Source organism: Aeromonas sp. FDAARGOS 1408 (assembly GCF_019048665.1).
GTDB classification, from domain to species: domain Bacteria; phylum Pseudomonadota; class Gammaproteobacteria; order Enterobacterales; family Aeromonadaceae; genus Aeromonas; species Aeromonas dhakensis.
This window is the reverse complement of the sequence record NZ_CP077394.1, coordinates 2,504,627-2,519,530: the sequence shown is the minus strand read 5'-3', so window position 1 is coordinate 2,519,530 and position 14,904 is coordinate 2,504,627. Positions and strand designations below refer to the sequence as shown.

Genomic DNA, 14,904 nt, shown 5'->3' with positions numbered 1-14,904 from the left:
TAGAGGGATGGATATGATGGCAATGGGAGTGTTGATTGTTGACGCCGATGCGCAGCGGCGCCAACAGTTGGGGACAGTTCTCTCGTTCATGGGGATCCCCTGGCAGGAGGTTGCCGAGGGTGATCTGGAGGTTGCCATCGAGTCATCCGGCCCGCTGCAGGGGGTACTGACCGGTGCCCTCAATGGCCGGCCGCTGGGCGAGCTGCTGACCGGTTTTCCCCGGGTGCCTTTCCTGTCGCTGGTGGAAGCCGACTTCCCCAACAGCAACTTCATCGGGGTGGCCGAGTCTCCCTTCACCTACGAATCCCTGACCCGCCATCTGCACTTTTGCCAGGCCTTCGTCTCCCTCCACCCCCGTCAGCAGACCCATGACAAGGGGCAGGCGCTGCTGCGCCTGCTGGTGGGCAAGGGCAAGGGGATCCAGGAGGTGCGCCGGCTCATCAGCCAGGTGGCCGAGACCGATGCCAACGTGCTGATCCTCGGCGAATCGGGTACCGGCAAGGAGGTGGTGGCGCGCGCCATCCATGAACTCTCGGCCCGAAGCGCGGGCCCCTTCGTGCCCATCAACTGCGGTGCCATTCCGGCCGAGCTGCTCGAGAGCGAGCTGTTCGGCCACGAGAAGGGGGCCTTCACCGGCGCCATCGCCGCCCGGCGCGGCCGCTTCGAGCTGGCCCAGGGGGGCACCCTGTTTCTCGACGAGATCGGCGACATGCCGCTGCCGATGCAGGTCAAGCTGCTGCGGGTGCTGCAGGAGCGGATGTTTGATCGGGTCGGCGGTGGCAAGCCCATTCAGGCGGACGTGCGCATCATCGCAGCCACTCACCGGGATCTGGAGGCGATGATCCGCACCCAGGTCTTCCGTGAAGATCTCTACTATCGCCTCAACGTCTTCCCCATCGAGACTCCGCCGCTGCGGGATCGGGCCGACGACATCCCGCTGTTGCTGCAGGAGCTGCTCAATCGCCACGCCGAGCTGCACCAGGGGATGATCCGCCTGACCCAGCGCGCCATGGAGTCCCTGATGCAGTACCCCTGGCCGGGCAACGTGCGCGAGCTCTCCAACCTGCTGGAGCGGCTGCTCATCCTCTACCCGCAGCAGATCGTCGATGTGGCCGACCTGCCGAGCCGCTATCGGCTGCTGCCCTGCGAGCCGCGGGACGAGCGGCTGACCGAGATGGACGAGCGCGATGCGCTGGCCGCGGTGTTCCAGGATCCGCCCGAGCTGGATCTGCCCGCCAGCCACGCCCGCGCCATGCAACTGCCGGAGGAGGGGGTCAACCTCAAGGAGATGCTGGCTGACCTGGAAGTGGAGCTGATCCGCCAGGCGCTGGAGTCCCAGGACGGGGTGGTTGCCCGCGCCGCCGACCTGCTCGGCATGCGCCGTACCACCCTGGTGGAGAAGATGAAAAAATACGGAATGAGCAAGGAAGCATAAGGGTCAAAGCCTTGACGCCTGGCTTCAAGGCTTTGATTTAAAGTATAAATTTTAGTGGCATGGAAATTGAATAAGCTGACTCAGTCGCTAGTTTGAGGTCAGCTTTATGACAGCCCAGCCGCAAGAAACCCCGCTCCAGTCTCACGAGGTGAGCCAGCTTTACGCCATCTTCACGGCGCTGCCCACCGGTGTCTTGCTGCTCGACGGCGAGGGCCGGATCACCCGCGCCAACCCGGCCGCCAAGGCGCTGCTGGGGGAGCCGCTGGAAGGGCAGGCCTGGCGCCAGATCATCGACCGCTGCTTTCAGCCCCGCGAGGATGACGGCCACGAGATCTCCCTGCGCGATGGGCGCCGGGTCCAGCTCTCGACCCAGCCGCTGCCGGATCAGCCGGGCCAGCTGGTGTTCATCAACGATCTGACCGAAACCCGCCAGCTGCAAGACCGCATCAACCACATGAAGCGGTTGTCGGCCCTTGGCAACATGGCCGCCTCGCTGGCCCACCAGATCCGCACGCCGCTCTCCGCCGCCATGCTCTATGCCGCCAACCTGGCCAACCGCACCCTCAAGCCCGAATCCCGCAGCCAGTTCCAGCAAAAGCTGATGGCACGCCTGCAGGATCTCGAGAAGCAGATCAACGACATCCTGTTGTTTGCCCGCAACGGCGACAACCAGGTGGTGACCCCCACCTCGGTACAGGGACTGCTGGCCGAAGTGCAGGCGGGTGCCGAAGCCTTCTGCGCCCAGCAGGGCTGCGAGCTGCACATGGAGGCGCCGGAGCCCGATCTCTGCCTGCTGGCCAACAACAGTGCGCTGGCGGGGGCAGTCAACAACCTTATCGCCAACGCCCAGCAGGCGGGGGCAACCTCCTTGCTGGTGAGCGCGGTGCGCAGCGGCGCCCGGGTGGAGCTGCGCATCCTCGACAACGGCAAGGGGATGCCCGCCCACCTGCTCAGCCAGATCTTCGAACCCTTCTTTACCACCCGCTCCCAGGGCACAGGCCTTGGGCTGGCGGTGGTGCAATCCGTCGTCCGTGCCCATCAGGGGGAGGTCAGCGTGGCCTCAGTCCCCGGCGAGGGCACCTGTTTTACCCTGTCGTTCCCCCTGCATCAGCAGGCGGTGCAGTTAGGAGGTGTCGCATGAGACATGTTGGGCGTCAGCGCCATCCGGCAGGGATCAATATCAATGCGGCCAGGCTGGCTGTGGTGGGAGGTGTAGCATGACTCAGGCCCGGATCCTGGTAGTGGAAGATGACAATGGCCTGCGCGAAGCGCTGATGGATACCCTGTTGCTCGGCGGCTATGAGTGCCGCGAGGTGGACAGCGGCGAGCGGGCCCTGCTGGCCCTGTCGCGCCAGAGCTTCGACATGGTGATCTCGGATATCCAGATGGGGGGGATGGACGGCCTGACCCTGCTGGCCAATATCCGCCAGCAATATCCCCAGGTGCCGGTGCTCCTGATGACCGCCTACGCCAACATCGACGGTGCGGTGCGTGCCATGCGCGAAGGCGCCATCGACTATCTGGCCAAGCCCTTCTCCCCCGAGGTATTGCTCAATCAGGTCAGTCGTTATGTGCCGGCCCAGAAGGTGGAGAAACGGGCCGTGGTTTACGGCGATCCAAAGACTGCCGAGCTGTTCCAGCTGGCGACCCGGGTGGCCAGAAGCGAGGCCACCGTGATGGTGACCGGCCCGAGCGGGACCGGTAAAGAGGTGCTGGCCCGCTACATCCACGACAACTCCAGCCGCGCCGAGCAGACCTTCGTCGCCATCAACTGCGCTGCCATTCCGGAAAACATGCTGGAGGCGACCCTGTTCGGTTACGAGAAGGGGGCCTTTACCGGCGCCGTGCAGGGGTGCCCCGGCAAGTTCGAACAGGCGCAGGGGGGGACCCTGTTGCTCGATGAGATCACCGAGATGGATCTGGGGCTGCAGGCCAAGCTGCTGCGGGTGCTGCAGGAGAAAGAGGTGGAGCGGCTCGGCAGTCGCAAGCTGATCCCGCTCGATGTGAGGGTCATCGCCACCAGCAACCGGGATCTGAAAAAAGCGGTGCAGGATGGCCTGTTTCGCGAGGATCTCTACTATCGCCTCAATGTCTTCCCGCTGCGCTGGACGGCGCTATGGGAGCGCCCCGGCGACATACTGCCGCTGGCGGAACACCTGCTGGCGCTGCATGCTGGTCAGCAGGGACTGCCGACGCCGCAACTGACGGAGGCGGCCCGCGAACGGCTGCTGGCTCACCCCTGGCCCGGCAACGTGCGCGAGCTCGACAACGTGGTGCAGCGCGCCCTTATTCTGAGCCCCGACGGCCTCATCGGCTGCGAGCACCTCATTCTGGAAGAGGTGGAGGAAGAGGAGATCCGCCTGGTCAGCAACGAGCGCAGCAGCGGCAGCGAACACCTGGGCAGCGAGCTCAAGCAGCAGGAGCACCAGATCATTCTCGACACCCTGCAGGATTGCAACGGCAGCCGCAAGGCGGTGGCCGACCGGCTCGGCATCAGCCCGCGCACCCTGCGCTACAAGCTGGCCCAGATGCGCGAGGCGGGGATCGACCTGCCGGCCTGAGGCCATTCCGGGCCCGACCAGGGGCCGCAGTGCGGGAGGCATCATGGTCTTGCCGGCCCGCCTCGATTATCATGGGGCCTCGGCGTTATGAGCCCGATTCCTGCCTGTATCGCAGCACAGGGGTCGGCGCCTTTATAAGGGACCCCTATGATCTCTCATCGAAAACTGGAAAGCGTACTCAACCATCTGCTCGAACCCCACGCCATCAAGGATTACTGCCCCAATGGCCTGCAGGTGGAGGGGCGTGAGCGCATTCGCAAGGTGGTGACCGGCGTGACCGCCAGTCAGGCTCTGATCGACGCGGCCGTGGCTGCCGGGGCCGATGCCATCCTGGTCCATCACGGCTACTTCTGGAGCGGCGAGCCGGCCCAGATCACCGGCATGAAACAGCGCCGCATCAAGACCCTGCTGACCCACGACATCAACCTGTTTGCCTATCACCTGCCGCTGGACGTGCACCCCGAGGTGGGCAACAACGCCCAGCTGGCCCAGTTGCTGGGCATCAAGGTGCGCCGTGGCCTCGAGCCCTGGAACAGCAAGAGCGTCGCCATGGTGGGCAAGCTGGAAGAGCCCATGAGCGGCGCCGATTTTGCCAAGCTGATTGCCGAGCGCCTCGGCCGTGAACCGCTCCATTGTGGCGACAGCGGCCCCGAGCTTATCCGCTCGGTGGCCTGGTGCACCGGTGGCGGCCAGAGCTACATCAATCTGGCGGCGGAGCAGGGCATCGATGCCTTCATCTCTGGCGAGGCCTCCGAGCAGACCATCCACACCGCCCGCGAGATGGGCATGCACTTCTACGCTGCCGGTCACCACGCCACCGAGCGTTACGGTGTCAAGGCGCTGGGGGAGTGGCTGGCGACGGTGCACGGGCTGGATGTCACCTTTATCGATATCGACAATCCGGTCTAGGTTCGTTTAGCCGCGTAGCGGGGTAATCGGACCTGACTGCAGCAAGTGCGCTGGTAGATAGAAATGACAAGGGAGGCCGAAGCCTCCCTTGTTCTATTTTGCATGTTGCGGTTAACCGTTACTCGCTGGCATAACCCGCGGGGCCGAGCAGAGCGCCGTCGAGCAGGGCGGCCCCCTCCAGCATCTGCAGCCTGCCTTCACAGAACCACTGCACCACCAGCGGGTAGATGCTGTGCTCCTGCACCTGCACCCGGGCCGCCACCTCCTCGGCTGTGTCCCCTTCGAAGATGGGAACGCGCGCCTGCAGGATCACCGGGCCGCCGTCGAGCTCTTCGGTGACGAAGTGGACGCTGGCGCCGTGTTCGTCGTCACCGGCGTCGATGGCGCGCTGATGGGTGTGCAGCCCTTGGTACTTGGGCAGCAGGGAGGGGTGGATGTTGACCATCCGCCCGGCAAAGTGCCGCACCAGGTCGGCACTCAGGATCCGCATAAACCCGGCCAGCACCACCAGGTCGGGCTGATAGTCGTTCATCAGCGCCAGCAGGGCGGCGTCATACTCCTCCCGACTGGCAAACTGCTGCTGGGCGAGGATGGCGGTGGCCACCCCCGCCTCTTTGGCACGTACCAGACCATAGGCATCGGCCTTGTTGCTGATGACACCGACCACCTCACCGGCAATCTTGCCGTCGGCACAGCCGTCGAGGATGGTCTGCAGGTTGCTGCCGTTGCCGGAGATCAGCACCAGGATGCGTTTCATAGGGGAGGTCATTTGGCTGTTGATCCGGTCATTCATTGAATGATGACCTGCTCCTCACCATCGGCCGCCTTGGCGATATGGCCGATATGCCAGGCGTTCTCGCCTTCCGCCTTGAGCAGGGTCAGCGCTTTTTCCAGCTGATCCGCCGGCAGGGCGATGATCATGCCGACGCCGCAGTTGAAGGTGCGGTACATCTCGTGGCGGGTGACGTTGCCGGCCTCTTGCAGCCAGCTGAACACCGCCGGCCACTGCCAGCTCTGCTCGTCGATCACCGCTTGGGTGTTGGCGGGCAGCACGCGCGGGATGTTTTCCCAGAAGCCGCCACCGGTGATGTGGGAGAGGGCGTGGATCTCGCACTCCTTGATGAGCTTGAGCACGGGTTTCACGTAGATGCGGGTCGGCTCCAGCAGGGCATTGGCCAGGGTGGTATCACCCAGTGGCTGCTGCACGTCGGCCTTGGAGACTTCCAGGATCTTGCGAATGAGGGAGAAGCCGTTGGAGTGGGGGCCGCTGGCGGCCAGGGCGATCAGGGCATCCCCTTCGCCGACCTTGCTGCCGTCGATGATCTCGCTCTTCTCCACCACACCGACGCAGAAACCGGCGATGTCGTAGTCTTCCCCTTCATACATGCCCGGCATCTCGGCGGTTTCGCCGCCTACCAGGGCGCAGCCGGACTGCTCGCAGCCGGCACCGATGCCGGTGACCACGGCCGCGGCGGTGTCCACGTCCAGCTTGCCGGTGGCATAGTAATCGAGGAAGAAGAGGGGCTCGGCGCCCTGCACGATCAGGTCATTGACGCACATGGCCACCAGATCGATGCCCACGGTGTCGTGCTTCTTCAGGTTGATGGCGAGGCGCAGCTTGGTGCCCACCCCGTCGGTGCCGGAGACCAGCACCGGCTCCTTGTAGCCCGCAGGGATTTGACACAAGGCCCCAAAGCCGCCAAGACCACCAAGGACTTCAGGACGACGAGTGCGCTTTGACACGCCCTTGATACGTTCAACCAGTGCATTGCCGGCATCGATATCCACGCCAGCATCCTTGTAGCTCAGTGAGGTTTTGTCAGTCACGCGTATTCCCCGTCATATAAAGAAGTGGAGGGTAAAATTCGGGGCGTATTCTAACAGTGGCGGTGAAAAACCAGAAAGGAAATCGTTTGCGCGTTTTTGCGCGGAAATGCTCTACAAGCGGCGGCTTTTGTTGTATGATTCCGCGATTTTTTTGCGGCAGTTAGAGGAGATAATAATGAAAGTCGTTGAAGTCAAACACCCCCTGGTCAAGCACAAGATCGGTCTGATGCGTGAAGGCGATATCAGCACCAAGCGTTTCCGTGAACTGGCCAAGGAAGTGGGCAGTTTGTTGACCTACGAAGCGACCTCTGACTTCGAAACCGAGAAGGTTACCATCGATGGCTGGAACGGGCCAGTGGAAGTTGACCAGATCAAGGGCAAGAAGGTCACCGTGGTGCCCATCCTGCGTGCCGGTCTGGGCATGATGGACGGCGTGCTGGAGCACATGCCGAGCGCCCGCGTCAGCGTGGTCGGTATCTACCGCGACGAAGAGACCCTGCAGCCGGTTCCCTACTTCGAGAAGATTGTCAGCAACATCGAAGAACGTCTGGCGCTGGTCATCGACCCCATGCTGGCCACCGGCGGCTCCATGATCGCCACCATCGACCTGCTCAAGAAGAAGGGCTGCCAGTCCATCAAGGTGCTGGTGCTGGTTGCCGCGCCGGAAGGCATCAAGGCGCTGGAAGCCGCTCACCCGGACGTGGAGCTGTTCTGCGCCTCCATCGACCAGGGCCTGAACGAGAAGGGCTACATTGTCCCGGGTCTGGGCGACGCCGGCGACAAGATCTTCGGCACCAAGTAAGCCTCGCTCGCCTCATCGCGTGCCTGCAGGCGCGCAAATGGAGCCGGCACCTCGCCGGCTCCGCTGTTTCTCCCGCCCCTGGCTTGCTGCCATGCGCGCCTTGCCGCTACCATAAGCACCATCTCCCATTTCGAGACTTTTCTCATGCTCAAACGTGTTGTGACCGCCCTCTGCTGCGGCTTGTCATTCATGGTGTCGGCCGCTCAGGTGACCGATCTCTATCAGGGCAAGGCCCCCACCAGCGGCGACATGGCGGCAGCCCAGTCCCAGGCTCTGGGCGAGGTGCTGATCAAGGTGACCGGCAAGCGCGACATCCTGACCCAGCCGGCGGTGGTCAAGGCGCTGGCGGCCCCCGGTGCGTTCGTGCAGCACTACGGTTATCAGGACGTGGGGCCGGTGAAGTTTCTCAAGGCCGATTTCGACGTGACCAAGGTCAATGCCCTGGTGGCCGAGAGCAAGTTCGCCCTGCTGGGCCCGGCCCGGCCGCAAGTGGCCATCTGGCTGGTGATCAATGAAGGGGAGCGGCGCATTCTGCCGGATCAGTCCAGCGATGGCTGGGCCGTCGCCCTGCGTACCCAGGCCCAGGCGATGGGGCTGCCGGTCAGCATTCCGCTGATGGACTTGGACGACAACATGGCGGTCAATGCCACCGACGTCTGGGGCCGTTTCGCCGATCCCATCCTCAAGGCGAGCCAGCGTTACGGTGCCGAGATGGTGGTGCTGGGCAAGCTCACCCCTGAAGGTGACAAGTGGAGCATCGACTGGGGTCTCTACGGGCCCAAGGCCGGCGGTGAGCTGAGCGAACTGACCAGAGGCGAGGGTTCTGGCACCCAGGCCGAGGTGGCGCAGACGTTCGCCGATGCCCTGGCAGGCTGGCTGGTGCAGAACTACGGGGCGCGCATCTCCGGTGTTGCCTCCAGCCAGACACTGGTGGTGGAGGGGTTGTCAGGCATCGACGGCATGATCACGGTGCAGAAAATGCTGCAGGGGATGGCCAGCGTCACCAAGGTGGAGATTGGCAAACTGGAGGGGGACAAGGTGACCTTCAACCTGAGCCTGCAGGGGGACAAGGCCGAGCTCATCCGCGGGCTGCAGCTGGAGAGCCGGTTGCGCCAGCTGGCGGATACCCCAGAGGGGCTGAGCTACCAGTGGTCGCAGCCCTGATCCTGGCCGAGGATCCTGACCGTTCGGCTGTGAGGCATGGGCGCTCTCCTGCCAGGGCTTGAGCGCGCCGGCCAAGGAGTAGCCGTTCCCGTTAGCAATGGTCGCAGCCTGGATCCTTTATGAGGATCCACACCGCCCGGCATCGTCCGGGCGGTTCTCTATCCGCCTTCGCGATGATACACTTGCCCGCAAATGTCACAGTCAAAGCCCAACGAGTGAAGCAACCGGCCCAACTGTCTTTAGCCGTACAACTACCGGATGATGAAACCTTCGTCAGTTTTTATCCCGGCAACAATGCTCATCTGATCACCGCCCTCAAGAATGCGGCCATTGGTCAGGGTTCGCCTTTCCTCTATTTCTGGGGGGCCAAGGGATCGGGCCGCTCCCATCTGCTGCACGCCACCTGCGCCGAGGTCAATGCTCGCGACGCTGCCGCCGCCTATCTCTCCCTCGATCAGTTCGAACAGCTGGATCCCAGCATGCTCGACGCCCTCGAAAGCCTGCCGCTGGTCTGCCTCGACAGCCTGGAGGCTATCGCTGGCAATGCCCTGTGGGAGCGCGCCCTGTTCGACTTTTACAATCGTTGGAAGGAGAAGGGCGAGGGGACCCTGGTGGTGACCGGTTGCAGCGCGCCGCGCAAACTGGGGCTGCAGCTGCCGGATCTCGCCTCCCGTCTCGATTGGGGGGTGAGCTTCCACCTCGACGAGCTGGACGATGAGGGCAAGCTCAGTGCCCTGCAGCTGCGTGCCGAGCTGCGGGGCTTCAAACTGCCCATCGACGTGGGCCGCTTCCTGCTCAACCGTCTCTCGCGCGATATGCGTACCCTGCTCACCACCCTCAATCAGCTCGACAACGCCTCTTTTCGTGCCAAGCGCAAGCTGACCATCCCCTTTGTTAAAGAGATCCTCGAGCTCTGAGTCCTTCGGGTGTGCTTGAGCGTGAGCGACGCCTAAGCAATGAATAAAAAGAAAAGAAACCCCGGCCAGTGGCCGGGGTTTTGCTATCTCAAGGACTCTCTCAAAGAGTTCTGCCTAATCAGTGGAACTGATCTTCTTCAGTCGAGCCAGTCAGCGCGGTCACCGAGGATTGGCCGCCCTGGATGACGGTGGTCACCTTGTCGAAGTAACCGGTGCCCACCTCCTGCTGGTGCGCCACGAAGGTGTAGCCCCGCTCGGCGGCGGCGAACTCGGGTTGCTGCACCATCTCGACATAGTGCTTCATCCCTTCGCCACGGGCGTACTGGTAGGCCAGCTCGTACATGTGGAACCACATGTTGTGGATCCCTGCCAGGGTGATGAACTGGTACTTGTAACCCATGTCGGACAGCTCCTGCTGGAAGCGGGCGATGGTGGCATCGTCCAGGTTCTTCTTCCAGTTGAAGCTCGGGGAGCAGTTGTAGGCCAGGATGCGATCCGGGAACTGGGCCTTGATCGCTTCGGCAAACTTGCGCGCCTCGTCCAGATCCGGCTTGGCGGTTTCGCACCACACCATGTCGGCGTAGGGGGCGTAGGCCAGACCGCGGGCGATGGCCTGATCGATGCCGGCACGCACCTTGTAGAAGCCTTCGGCGGTGCGCTCACCAGTCAGGAAGTCCGCATCGTAAGGATCCGCATCCGTGGTCAGCAGGTCTGCCGCGTTGGCGTCGGTACGGGCGATCACCAGGGTGCTGGTGCCGCACACGTCGGCCGCCAGACGAGCCGCGACGAGCTTCTGCACCGCTTCCTGGGTCGGAACCAGCACCTTGCCGCCCATATGGCCGCATTTTTTCACCGAGGCCAGCTGATCTTCGAAGTGCACGCCGGCGGCACCTGCCTCGATCATCCCCTTCATCAGTTCGAAGGCGTTCAGCACGCCGCCGAAGCCGGCTTCCGCATCCGCGACGATGGGCAGGAAGTAGTCGATGAAACCCTCGTCTTGCGGTCCGACCTTGTTGGCCCACTGGATCTGGTCGGCACGGGCGAAGGAGTTGTTGATGCGCTCCACCACCGACGGCACCGAGTTGGCCGGATAGAGGGACTGATCCGGATACATGGTGGAGGAGAGGTTGTTGTCTGCCGCTACCTGCCAGCCGGAGAGGTAAATTGCCTCGATCCCCGCCTTGGCCTGTTGCACCGCCTGGCCGCCGGTCAGGGCGCCGAGACAGTTGACGTAGCCCTTCTTGGCGCCGCCGTGGATCAGCTCCCACAGCTTGTCGGCGCCACGTTGGGCCAGGGTGTGCTGCGGCTGCAGGCTGCCGCGCAGGTTGACCACGTCCTCGGCGCTGTAGCCACGCTTGATCCCTTTCCAGCGGGGGTTCTGTGCCCAGTCTTTCTCGATAGCCTGGATCTGTTGCTCACGGGTCAGTGCCATATCAGTTCCCTCTTTCATTGATTTCACGTTTCCATTGACTTGTTATTGGCGAGCTCCTTGCGGAGCCCGTGATTCAGAGCCGCTCGTAACCGGGCAGCGTCAGAAAATCGATCAGGGTATCGGCGCAGGTGATCTCTTCCATCAGGGCGCTCGCCTCGGCGAAACGACCCGACTGCCAGCGGGCTTCGCCCACCTCGCGTTTGACCACCTCCTGCTCCTCGGCCAGCATCTGGCGGAACAGATCCTTGGTCACCACCTGGCCGTTGGAGAGGCTCTTGCCGTGGCGGATCCATTGCCAGATGGAGGTGCGGGAGATCTCGGCGGTAGCCGCATCTTCCATCAGACCGTAGATAGGCACGCAGCCGTTGCCATTGATCCAGGCCTCCAGGTATTGCAGAGCGACCCGGATGTTGGTGCGCATGCCTGCCTCGGTGCGCTCGCCCTCGCAGGGTGCCAGCAGGTCGGCGGCTGTGATGGGGGCATCCTGCTCGCGCAGCACGCCGATCTGGTTCTTGGCGCCGGCCGGGATGGTGGCGTTGAACACGGCCATGGCGGTGTCGGCCAGGCCCGGGTGGGCCACCCAGGTACCATCGTGGCCGTTGTCGGCTTCACGCTGTTTGTCGGCATGTACCTTGGCGAAGACCTGCTCGTTGACGGCGGCATCCTTGGCCGGAATGAAGGCGGCCATGCCCCCCATCGCCAGCGCGCCGCGCTTGTGACAGGTCTTGATCAGCAGCCGCGAGTAGGCGGAGAGGAACGGCTTGTCCATGGTCACCACCTGGCGGTCCGGCAGGACGCGATCCGGGTGATTCTTCAGGGTCTTGATATAGCTGAAGATGTAGTCCCAGCGGCCGCAGTTGAGGGCCACGATGTGATCCTTCATCTGATAGAGCAGCTCATCCATCTCGAACACCGCTGGCAGGGTTTCGATCAGCACGGTGGCCTTGATGGTGCCGCGGGGCAGGCCGAACTTGTCTTCGGTCCAGGCGAACACCTCGCTCCACCAGCGCCCTTCCAGGTGGCTCTGCAGCTTGGGTACGTAGAAGTAGGGGCCGGATCCCTTGGCCAGCAGCGCCTTGTGGTTGTGCAGGAAGTAGAGGGCGAAGTCGAACAAGCCGCCGGGAATGGGGGCTCCATCAAAGGTGACGTGTTTTTCCGGCAGGTGCAGACCGCGCACCCGGCAGATGAGCACGGCCGGATCGGCATTTAGGGTATAGGATTTCCCCTCCGGGCTCTGATAGGCAATGGTGCCATTGACCGCATCGCGCAGGTTGATTTGACCCTCGATCACCTTGTTCCAGGCGGGGGCCAGCGAATCTTCGAAGTCCGCCATGAACACCTTGACGTTGGCGTTGAGGGCGTTGATCACCATCTTGCGCTCGACCGGGCCGGTGATCTCCACACGGCGATCCTGCAGGTCGGCAGGAATGCCGCGTACCGTCCAGTCGCCGGCGCGGATGTGGGCAGTCTCAGGCAGGAAGTCCGGCAGTTCGCCGCCATCGATACGGGCCTGGCGTGCCACACGTTGTTTCAACAATTCGTCCCGTTGGGGAGCAAAGCGTTCCACCAGTTCGGATACCAGGGCCACCGCGTCCGGCGTCAGAATTTGCGCGTAATCGGGATGCATTTCGCCCTGGATGCGCAGACGGGCGCTACAGTGGGTCTGGGCCGGTGCCGACATAGTGTTCACTCCTTTGATAATTACATTTTGAACTAATTAACTACGACTAAAGTCGATCCCTGTTTTTTCAATCTTCCCGTAACAACGGGATAACACGATTCATAAGGTGCGAAATATTGCTCTATTCGTCAACAGCTTTTTTAAAACACCCGTTTCGGTAATGATGTTAACTATATGTTTTAAATGAGTTTGTTTGATTAGCGCAAAAACTCTATGCAGATGGTTATGCTCTTGCTTTCCATCCCTTCGCGATGGCCCCATATCGGGGGGAGAACAGTCGATGGGATGTAACTTATTACGTAATAAAATTACAAATGCAAAAACAAATCCCGACCTCACTCCAAGCTTTCAAAAAACGTCCGTATGAAATGTGTTTGAGCAACCCAGCAAGCGCTTGGTGCCTTCTGGCATTGGCTGGAGAACGGTTGTTTAAAACTTAAGTCGCTCAATGGGACCAAATGGGGTCCAGTGGCAGCAGAGTGAGAAAGTGATGGGCAATAACGTAGGTTTGTATCACCTCAGGGATGGCGTGTGCAGGTGAGGGGAGAAACGCTGGTAGCAGATATGACTGCCGCTATTTCATTACGCAGGATATTGTTGTTATTTGTATCAGCGGGCCATCCTGGCCCTCAAAGGAGGTATCAAGGGGAGATGATCCCGAGTGTCGCGACCCTGCTCTCCCGTGACAGGAAGGGTTGACGCCAGGGCTGACGGTTCAGTAGTCATCGTCCGGCGCCGCCAGATCGACGATGTCGAGCCGTACGACGGGGCCATGCTCGGCCACATACTGGTTGGCACCGGTTTCGGTGGCCGGCTGGGGCAGGGGAGAGTGTTCGGGTTGTGTTTCAACTGCTTGCGTCATGGGTGCTTGCCTCACTGGATTGCAAGCCGGTTGGTGACTCCATCACCCGGGTTTCCACCTCCCTGTACGAATTGCCGGCGGAAAAGTCGCGTATCCTAGCGATACTCTAGAAAGGTTTCAAGCGGTTCTGAATAAAATCCGTACCGCAACTGACTGGTGACTCTTTGAAGGAGAGGGCGTGACACGAGAGGCTAACGGCGAGCGGCGGGTGAAGATCGGGATGACGGGCAAAAAATAGCCCAGTCGCTGGACTGGGCTATTTTCGGGGAATGATGGTCGGCGTGAGAGGATTTGAACCTCCGACCCCTGACACCCCATGACAGTGCGCTACCTGGCTGCGCTACACGCCGACAAGGTCAGTCTGTGCTGACGGGGAGGAAGTCTAATGTTCCGCACCTTTGGACGCAACTCCTTTTTTATCATAGAGATGCTGACTGCTTCTTTATTGCTCAGCACAGATGGAACTTGGGGGCGCCAGCGGGATTTGGCATAATCGCCGCCCCGCCGCAGGCATGGATGGCGGGACCTATGCCACAGAGATCGGTGGCACGGGGCCGTGATACCGTCTTTCGCCGACAGCATGATCTGTCGTCATCAACCAGTCAGAGAGGAGCAGGGCGTGAAACCATCGGACGTTGCAGCACAGGCGAGCCAGCACGAGCAGGACGAACGCTGGATGCGCCATGCCATGGCGCTGGCCGCCAGGGCCGAGGGGATCGGCGAGATCCCGGTGGGCGCCGTGCTGGTGCTGGGGGAGGAGATCGTCGCAGAGGGCTGGAACCGCTCCATCAGCGAACACGACGCCTGCGCCCATGCCGAGGTGATGGCGCTCCGGGCTGCCGGCGAGCGGCTGCAAAATTACCGTCTGCTCGACACCACCCTTTATGTGACCCTGGAACCCTGTTGCATGTGTGCCGGTGCCCTGATCCACAGCCGGGTCAAGCGGGTGGTCTATGGCGCGCGGGACTTGAAGACCGGAGCTGCCGGCTCAGTGTTCGAGATCCTGCAGGACCCGCGTCACAATCACAGGGTCGAGCTGGCCGGCGGCGTGCTGGCAGAGGCCTGCTCGGCCCAGCTGTCGGATTTCTTCAGGCGTCGCCGCGCCGAGAAAAAGGCCGCCAGATTGGCACTGCAACAAACCCCGGCCGCCGACGATTGAGGCGCATCAGCGCAAGCGGTGCGCTCCCGCGGCGCTTGCGCTACATTTTTAACCTTATAAAACAGTTGGTTGCCATCTTCTTCATGGCATCTTTGATGCCGTTTTCTTGCCTGCAAATAAGCCCGGTTCACGGGACCTTCATGTAACAAAACTGT

The 14,904-nt window shown here is 62.1% G+C and carries 13 protein-coding genes and 1 tRNA gene; 8 read left to right on the top strand and 6 right to left on the bottom strand.

What is annotated here, in order from left to right:
• The first annotated feature begins 13 nt into the window (after nucleotides 1-13).
• From I6L38_RS11575 to I6L38_RS11560, 4 genes are all read left to right on the top strand, one after another.
• Nucleotides 14-1,435 (top strand): sigma-54 dependent transcriptional regulator, encoded by a 1,422-nt coding sequence (locus I6L38_RS11575; RefSeq protein ID WP_005302751.1) that lies wholly within the window; start codon nucleotides 14-16, stop codon nucleotides 1,433-1,435.
• A gap of 106 nt (nucleotides 1,436-1,541) precedes the next feature.
• Nucleotides 1,542-2,576 carry a sensor histidine kinase gene (locus tag I6L38_RS11570; RefSeq protein ID WP_005302750.1) on the top strand — a complete coding sequence of 345 codons (1,035 nt, stop codon included), beginning with the start codon at nucleotides 1,542-1,544 and terminating at the stop codon, nucleotides 2,574-2,576.
• Nucleotides 2,577-2,652: 76 nt separating this feature from the next.
• Nucleotides 2,653-3,996 carry a sigma-54 dependent transcriptional regulator gene (locus tag I6L38_RS11565; protein ID WP_042051986.1) on the top strand — a complete coding sequence of 448 codons (1,344 nt, stop codon included), beginning with the start codon at nucleotides 2,653-2,655 and terminating at the stop codon, nucleotides 3,994-3,996.
• Between the two features lie 147 nt (nucleotides 3,997-4,143).
• Nucleotides 4,144-4,905, top strand: a complete 762-nt coding sequence (locus tag I6L38_RS11560; RefSeq protein ID WP_043169692.1) for a Nif3-like dinuclear metal center hexameric protein — start codon at nucleotides 4,144-4,146, stop codon at nucleotides 4,903-4,905.
• Nucleotides 4,906-5,023: 118 nt separating this feature from the next.
• Here I6L38_RS11560 and purN read toward each other — a convergent pair whose 3' ends face one another.
• Both purN and purM read right to left on the bottom strand, forming a co-directional pair.
• Nucleotides 5,024-5,662: a phosphoribosylglycinamide formyltransferase gene (gene purN, locus I6L38_RS11555; RefSeq protein WP_043169690.1), complete on the bottom strand. Its 639-nt coding sequence runs from the start codon at nucleotides 5,660-5,662 to the stop codon at nucleotides 5,024-5,026.
• Between the two features lie 32 nt (nucleotides 5,663-5,694).
• A complete protein-coding gene (gene purM, locus I6L38_RS11550; RefSeq protein ID WP_043169688.1) occupies nucleotides 5,695-6,732 on the bottom strand; it encodes a phosphoribosylformylglycinamidine cyclo-ligase in 1,038 nt (345 codons plus the stop codon).
• 175 nt (nucleotides 6,733-6,907) lie between these two features.
• On the opposite strand from purM, the gene upp reads away from it, so the two are divergent.
• The 3 genes from upp to hda all read left to right on the top strand — a co-directional run bounded on the left by upp (nucleotide 6,908) and on the right by hda (nucleotide 9,615).
• Complete coding sequence (gene upp, locus I6L38_RS11545; protein ID WP_005302745.1) at nucleotides 6,908-7,534, top strand: uracil phosphoribosyltransferase; 627 nt, start codon at nucleotides 6,908-6,910, stop codon at nucleotides 7,532-7,534.
• 144 nt (nucleotides 7,535-7,678) lie between these two features.
• Nucleotides 7,679-8,698 (top strand): DUF2066 domain-containing protein, encoded by a 1,020-nt coding sequence (locus I6L38_RS11540; RefSeq protein WP_043169686.1) that lies wholly within the window; start codon nucleotides 7,679-7,681, stop codon nucleotides 8,696-8,698.
• Nucleotides 8,699-8,913: 215 nt separating this feature from the next.
• The gene (gene hda / locus I6L38_RS11535; protein WP_010633474.1) at nucleotides 8,914-9,615 is read left to right on the top strand and encodes a DnaA inactivator Hda; all 702 of its coding nucleotides are present in this window, start codon (nucleotides 8,914-8,916) and stop codon (nucleotides 9,613-9,615) included.
• A gap of 118 nt (nucleotides 9,616-9,733) precedes the next feature.
• On the opposite strand, the gene aceA is transcribed toward hda, so the two are convergent.
• The 4 genes from aceA to I6L38_RS11515 all read right to left on the bottom strand — a co-directional run bounded on the left by aceA (nucleotide 9,734) and on the right by I6L38_RS11515 (nucleotide 13,940).
• Nucleotides 9,734-11,047 carry an isocitrate lyase gene (gene aceA / locus I6L38_RS11530; protein WP_005302742.1) on the bottom strand — a complete coding sequence of 438 codons (1,314 nt, stop codon included), beginning with the start codon at nucleotides 11,045-11,047 and terminating at the stop codon, nucleotides 9,734-9,736.
• Nucleotides 11,048-11,120: 73 nt separating this feature from the next.
• Nucleotides 11,121-12,728 (bottom strand): malate synthase A, encoded by a 1,608-nt coding sequence (aceB, locus tag I6L38_RS11525; protein ID WP_005302741.1) that lies wholly within the window; start codon nucleotides 12,726-12,728, stop codon nucleotides 11,121-11,123.
• 715 nt (nucleotides 12,729-13,443) lie between these two features.
• On the bottom strand, nucleotides 13,444-13,590 hold the full coding sequence (locus I6L38_RS11520; RefSeq protein ID WP_005302740.1) for a hypothetical protein: 147 nt from the start codon (nucleotides 13,588-13,590) through the stop codon (nucleotides 13,444-13,446).
• A 273-nt stretch (nucleotides 13,591-13,863) separates the two neighbouring features.
• A tRNA-Pro gene (locus I6L38_RS11515) sits at nucleotides 13,864-13,940 on the bottom strand.
• 269 nt (nucleotides 13,941-14,209) lie between these two features.
• Here I6L38_RS11515 and tadA point away from each other — a divergent pair.
• On the top strand, nucleotides 14,210-14,749 hold the full coding sequence (gene tadA / locus I6L38_RS11510; RefSeq protein WP_216988497.1) for a tRNA adenosine(34) deaminase TadA: 540 nt from the start codon (nucleotides 14,210-14,212) through the stop codon (nucleotides 14,747-14,749).
• Nucleotides 14,750-14,904 lie beyond the last annotated feature (155 nt).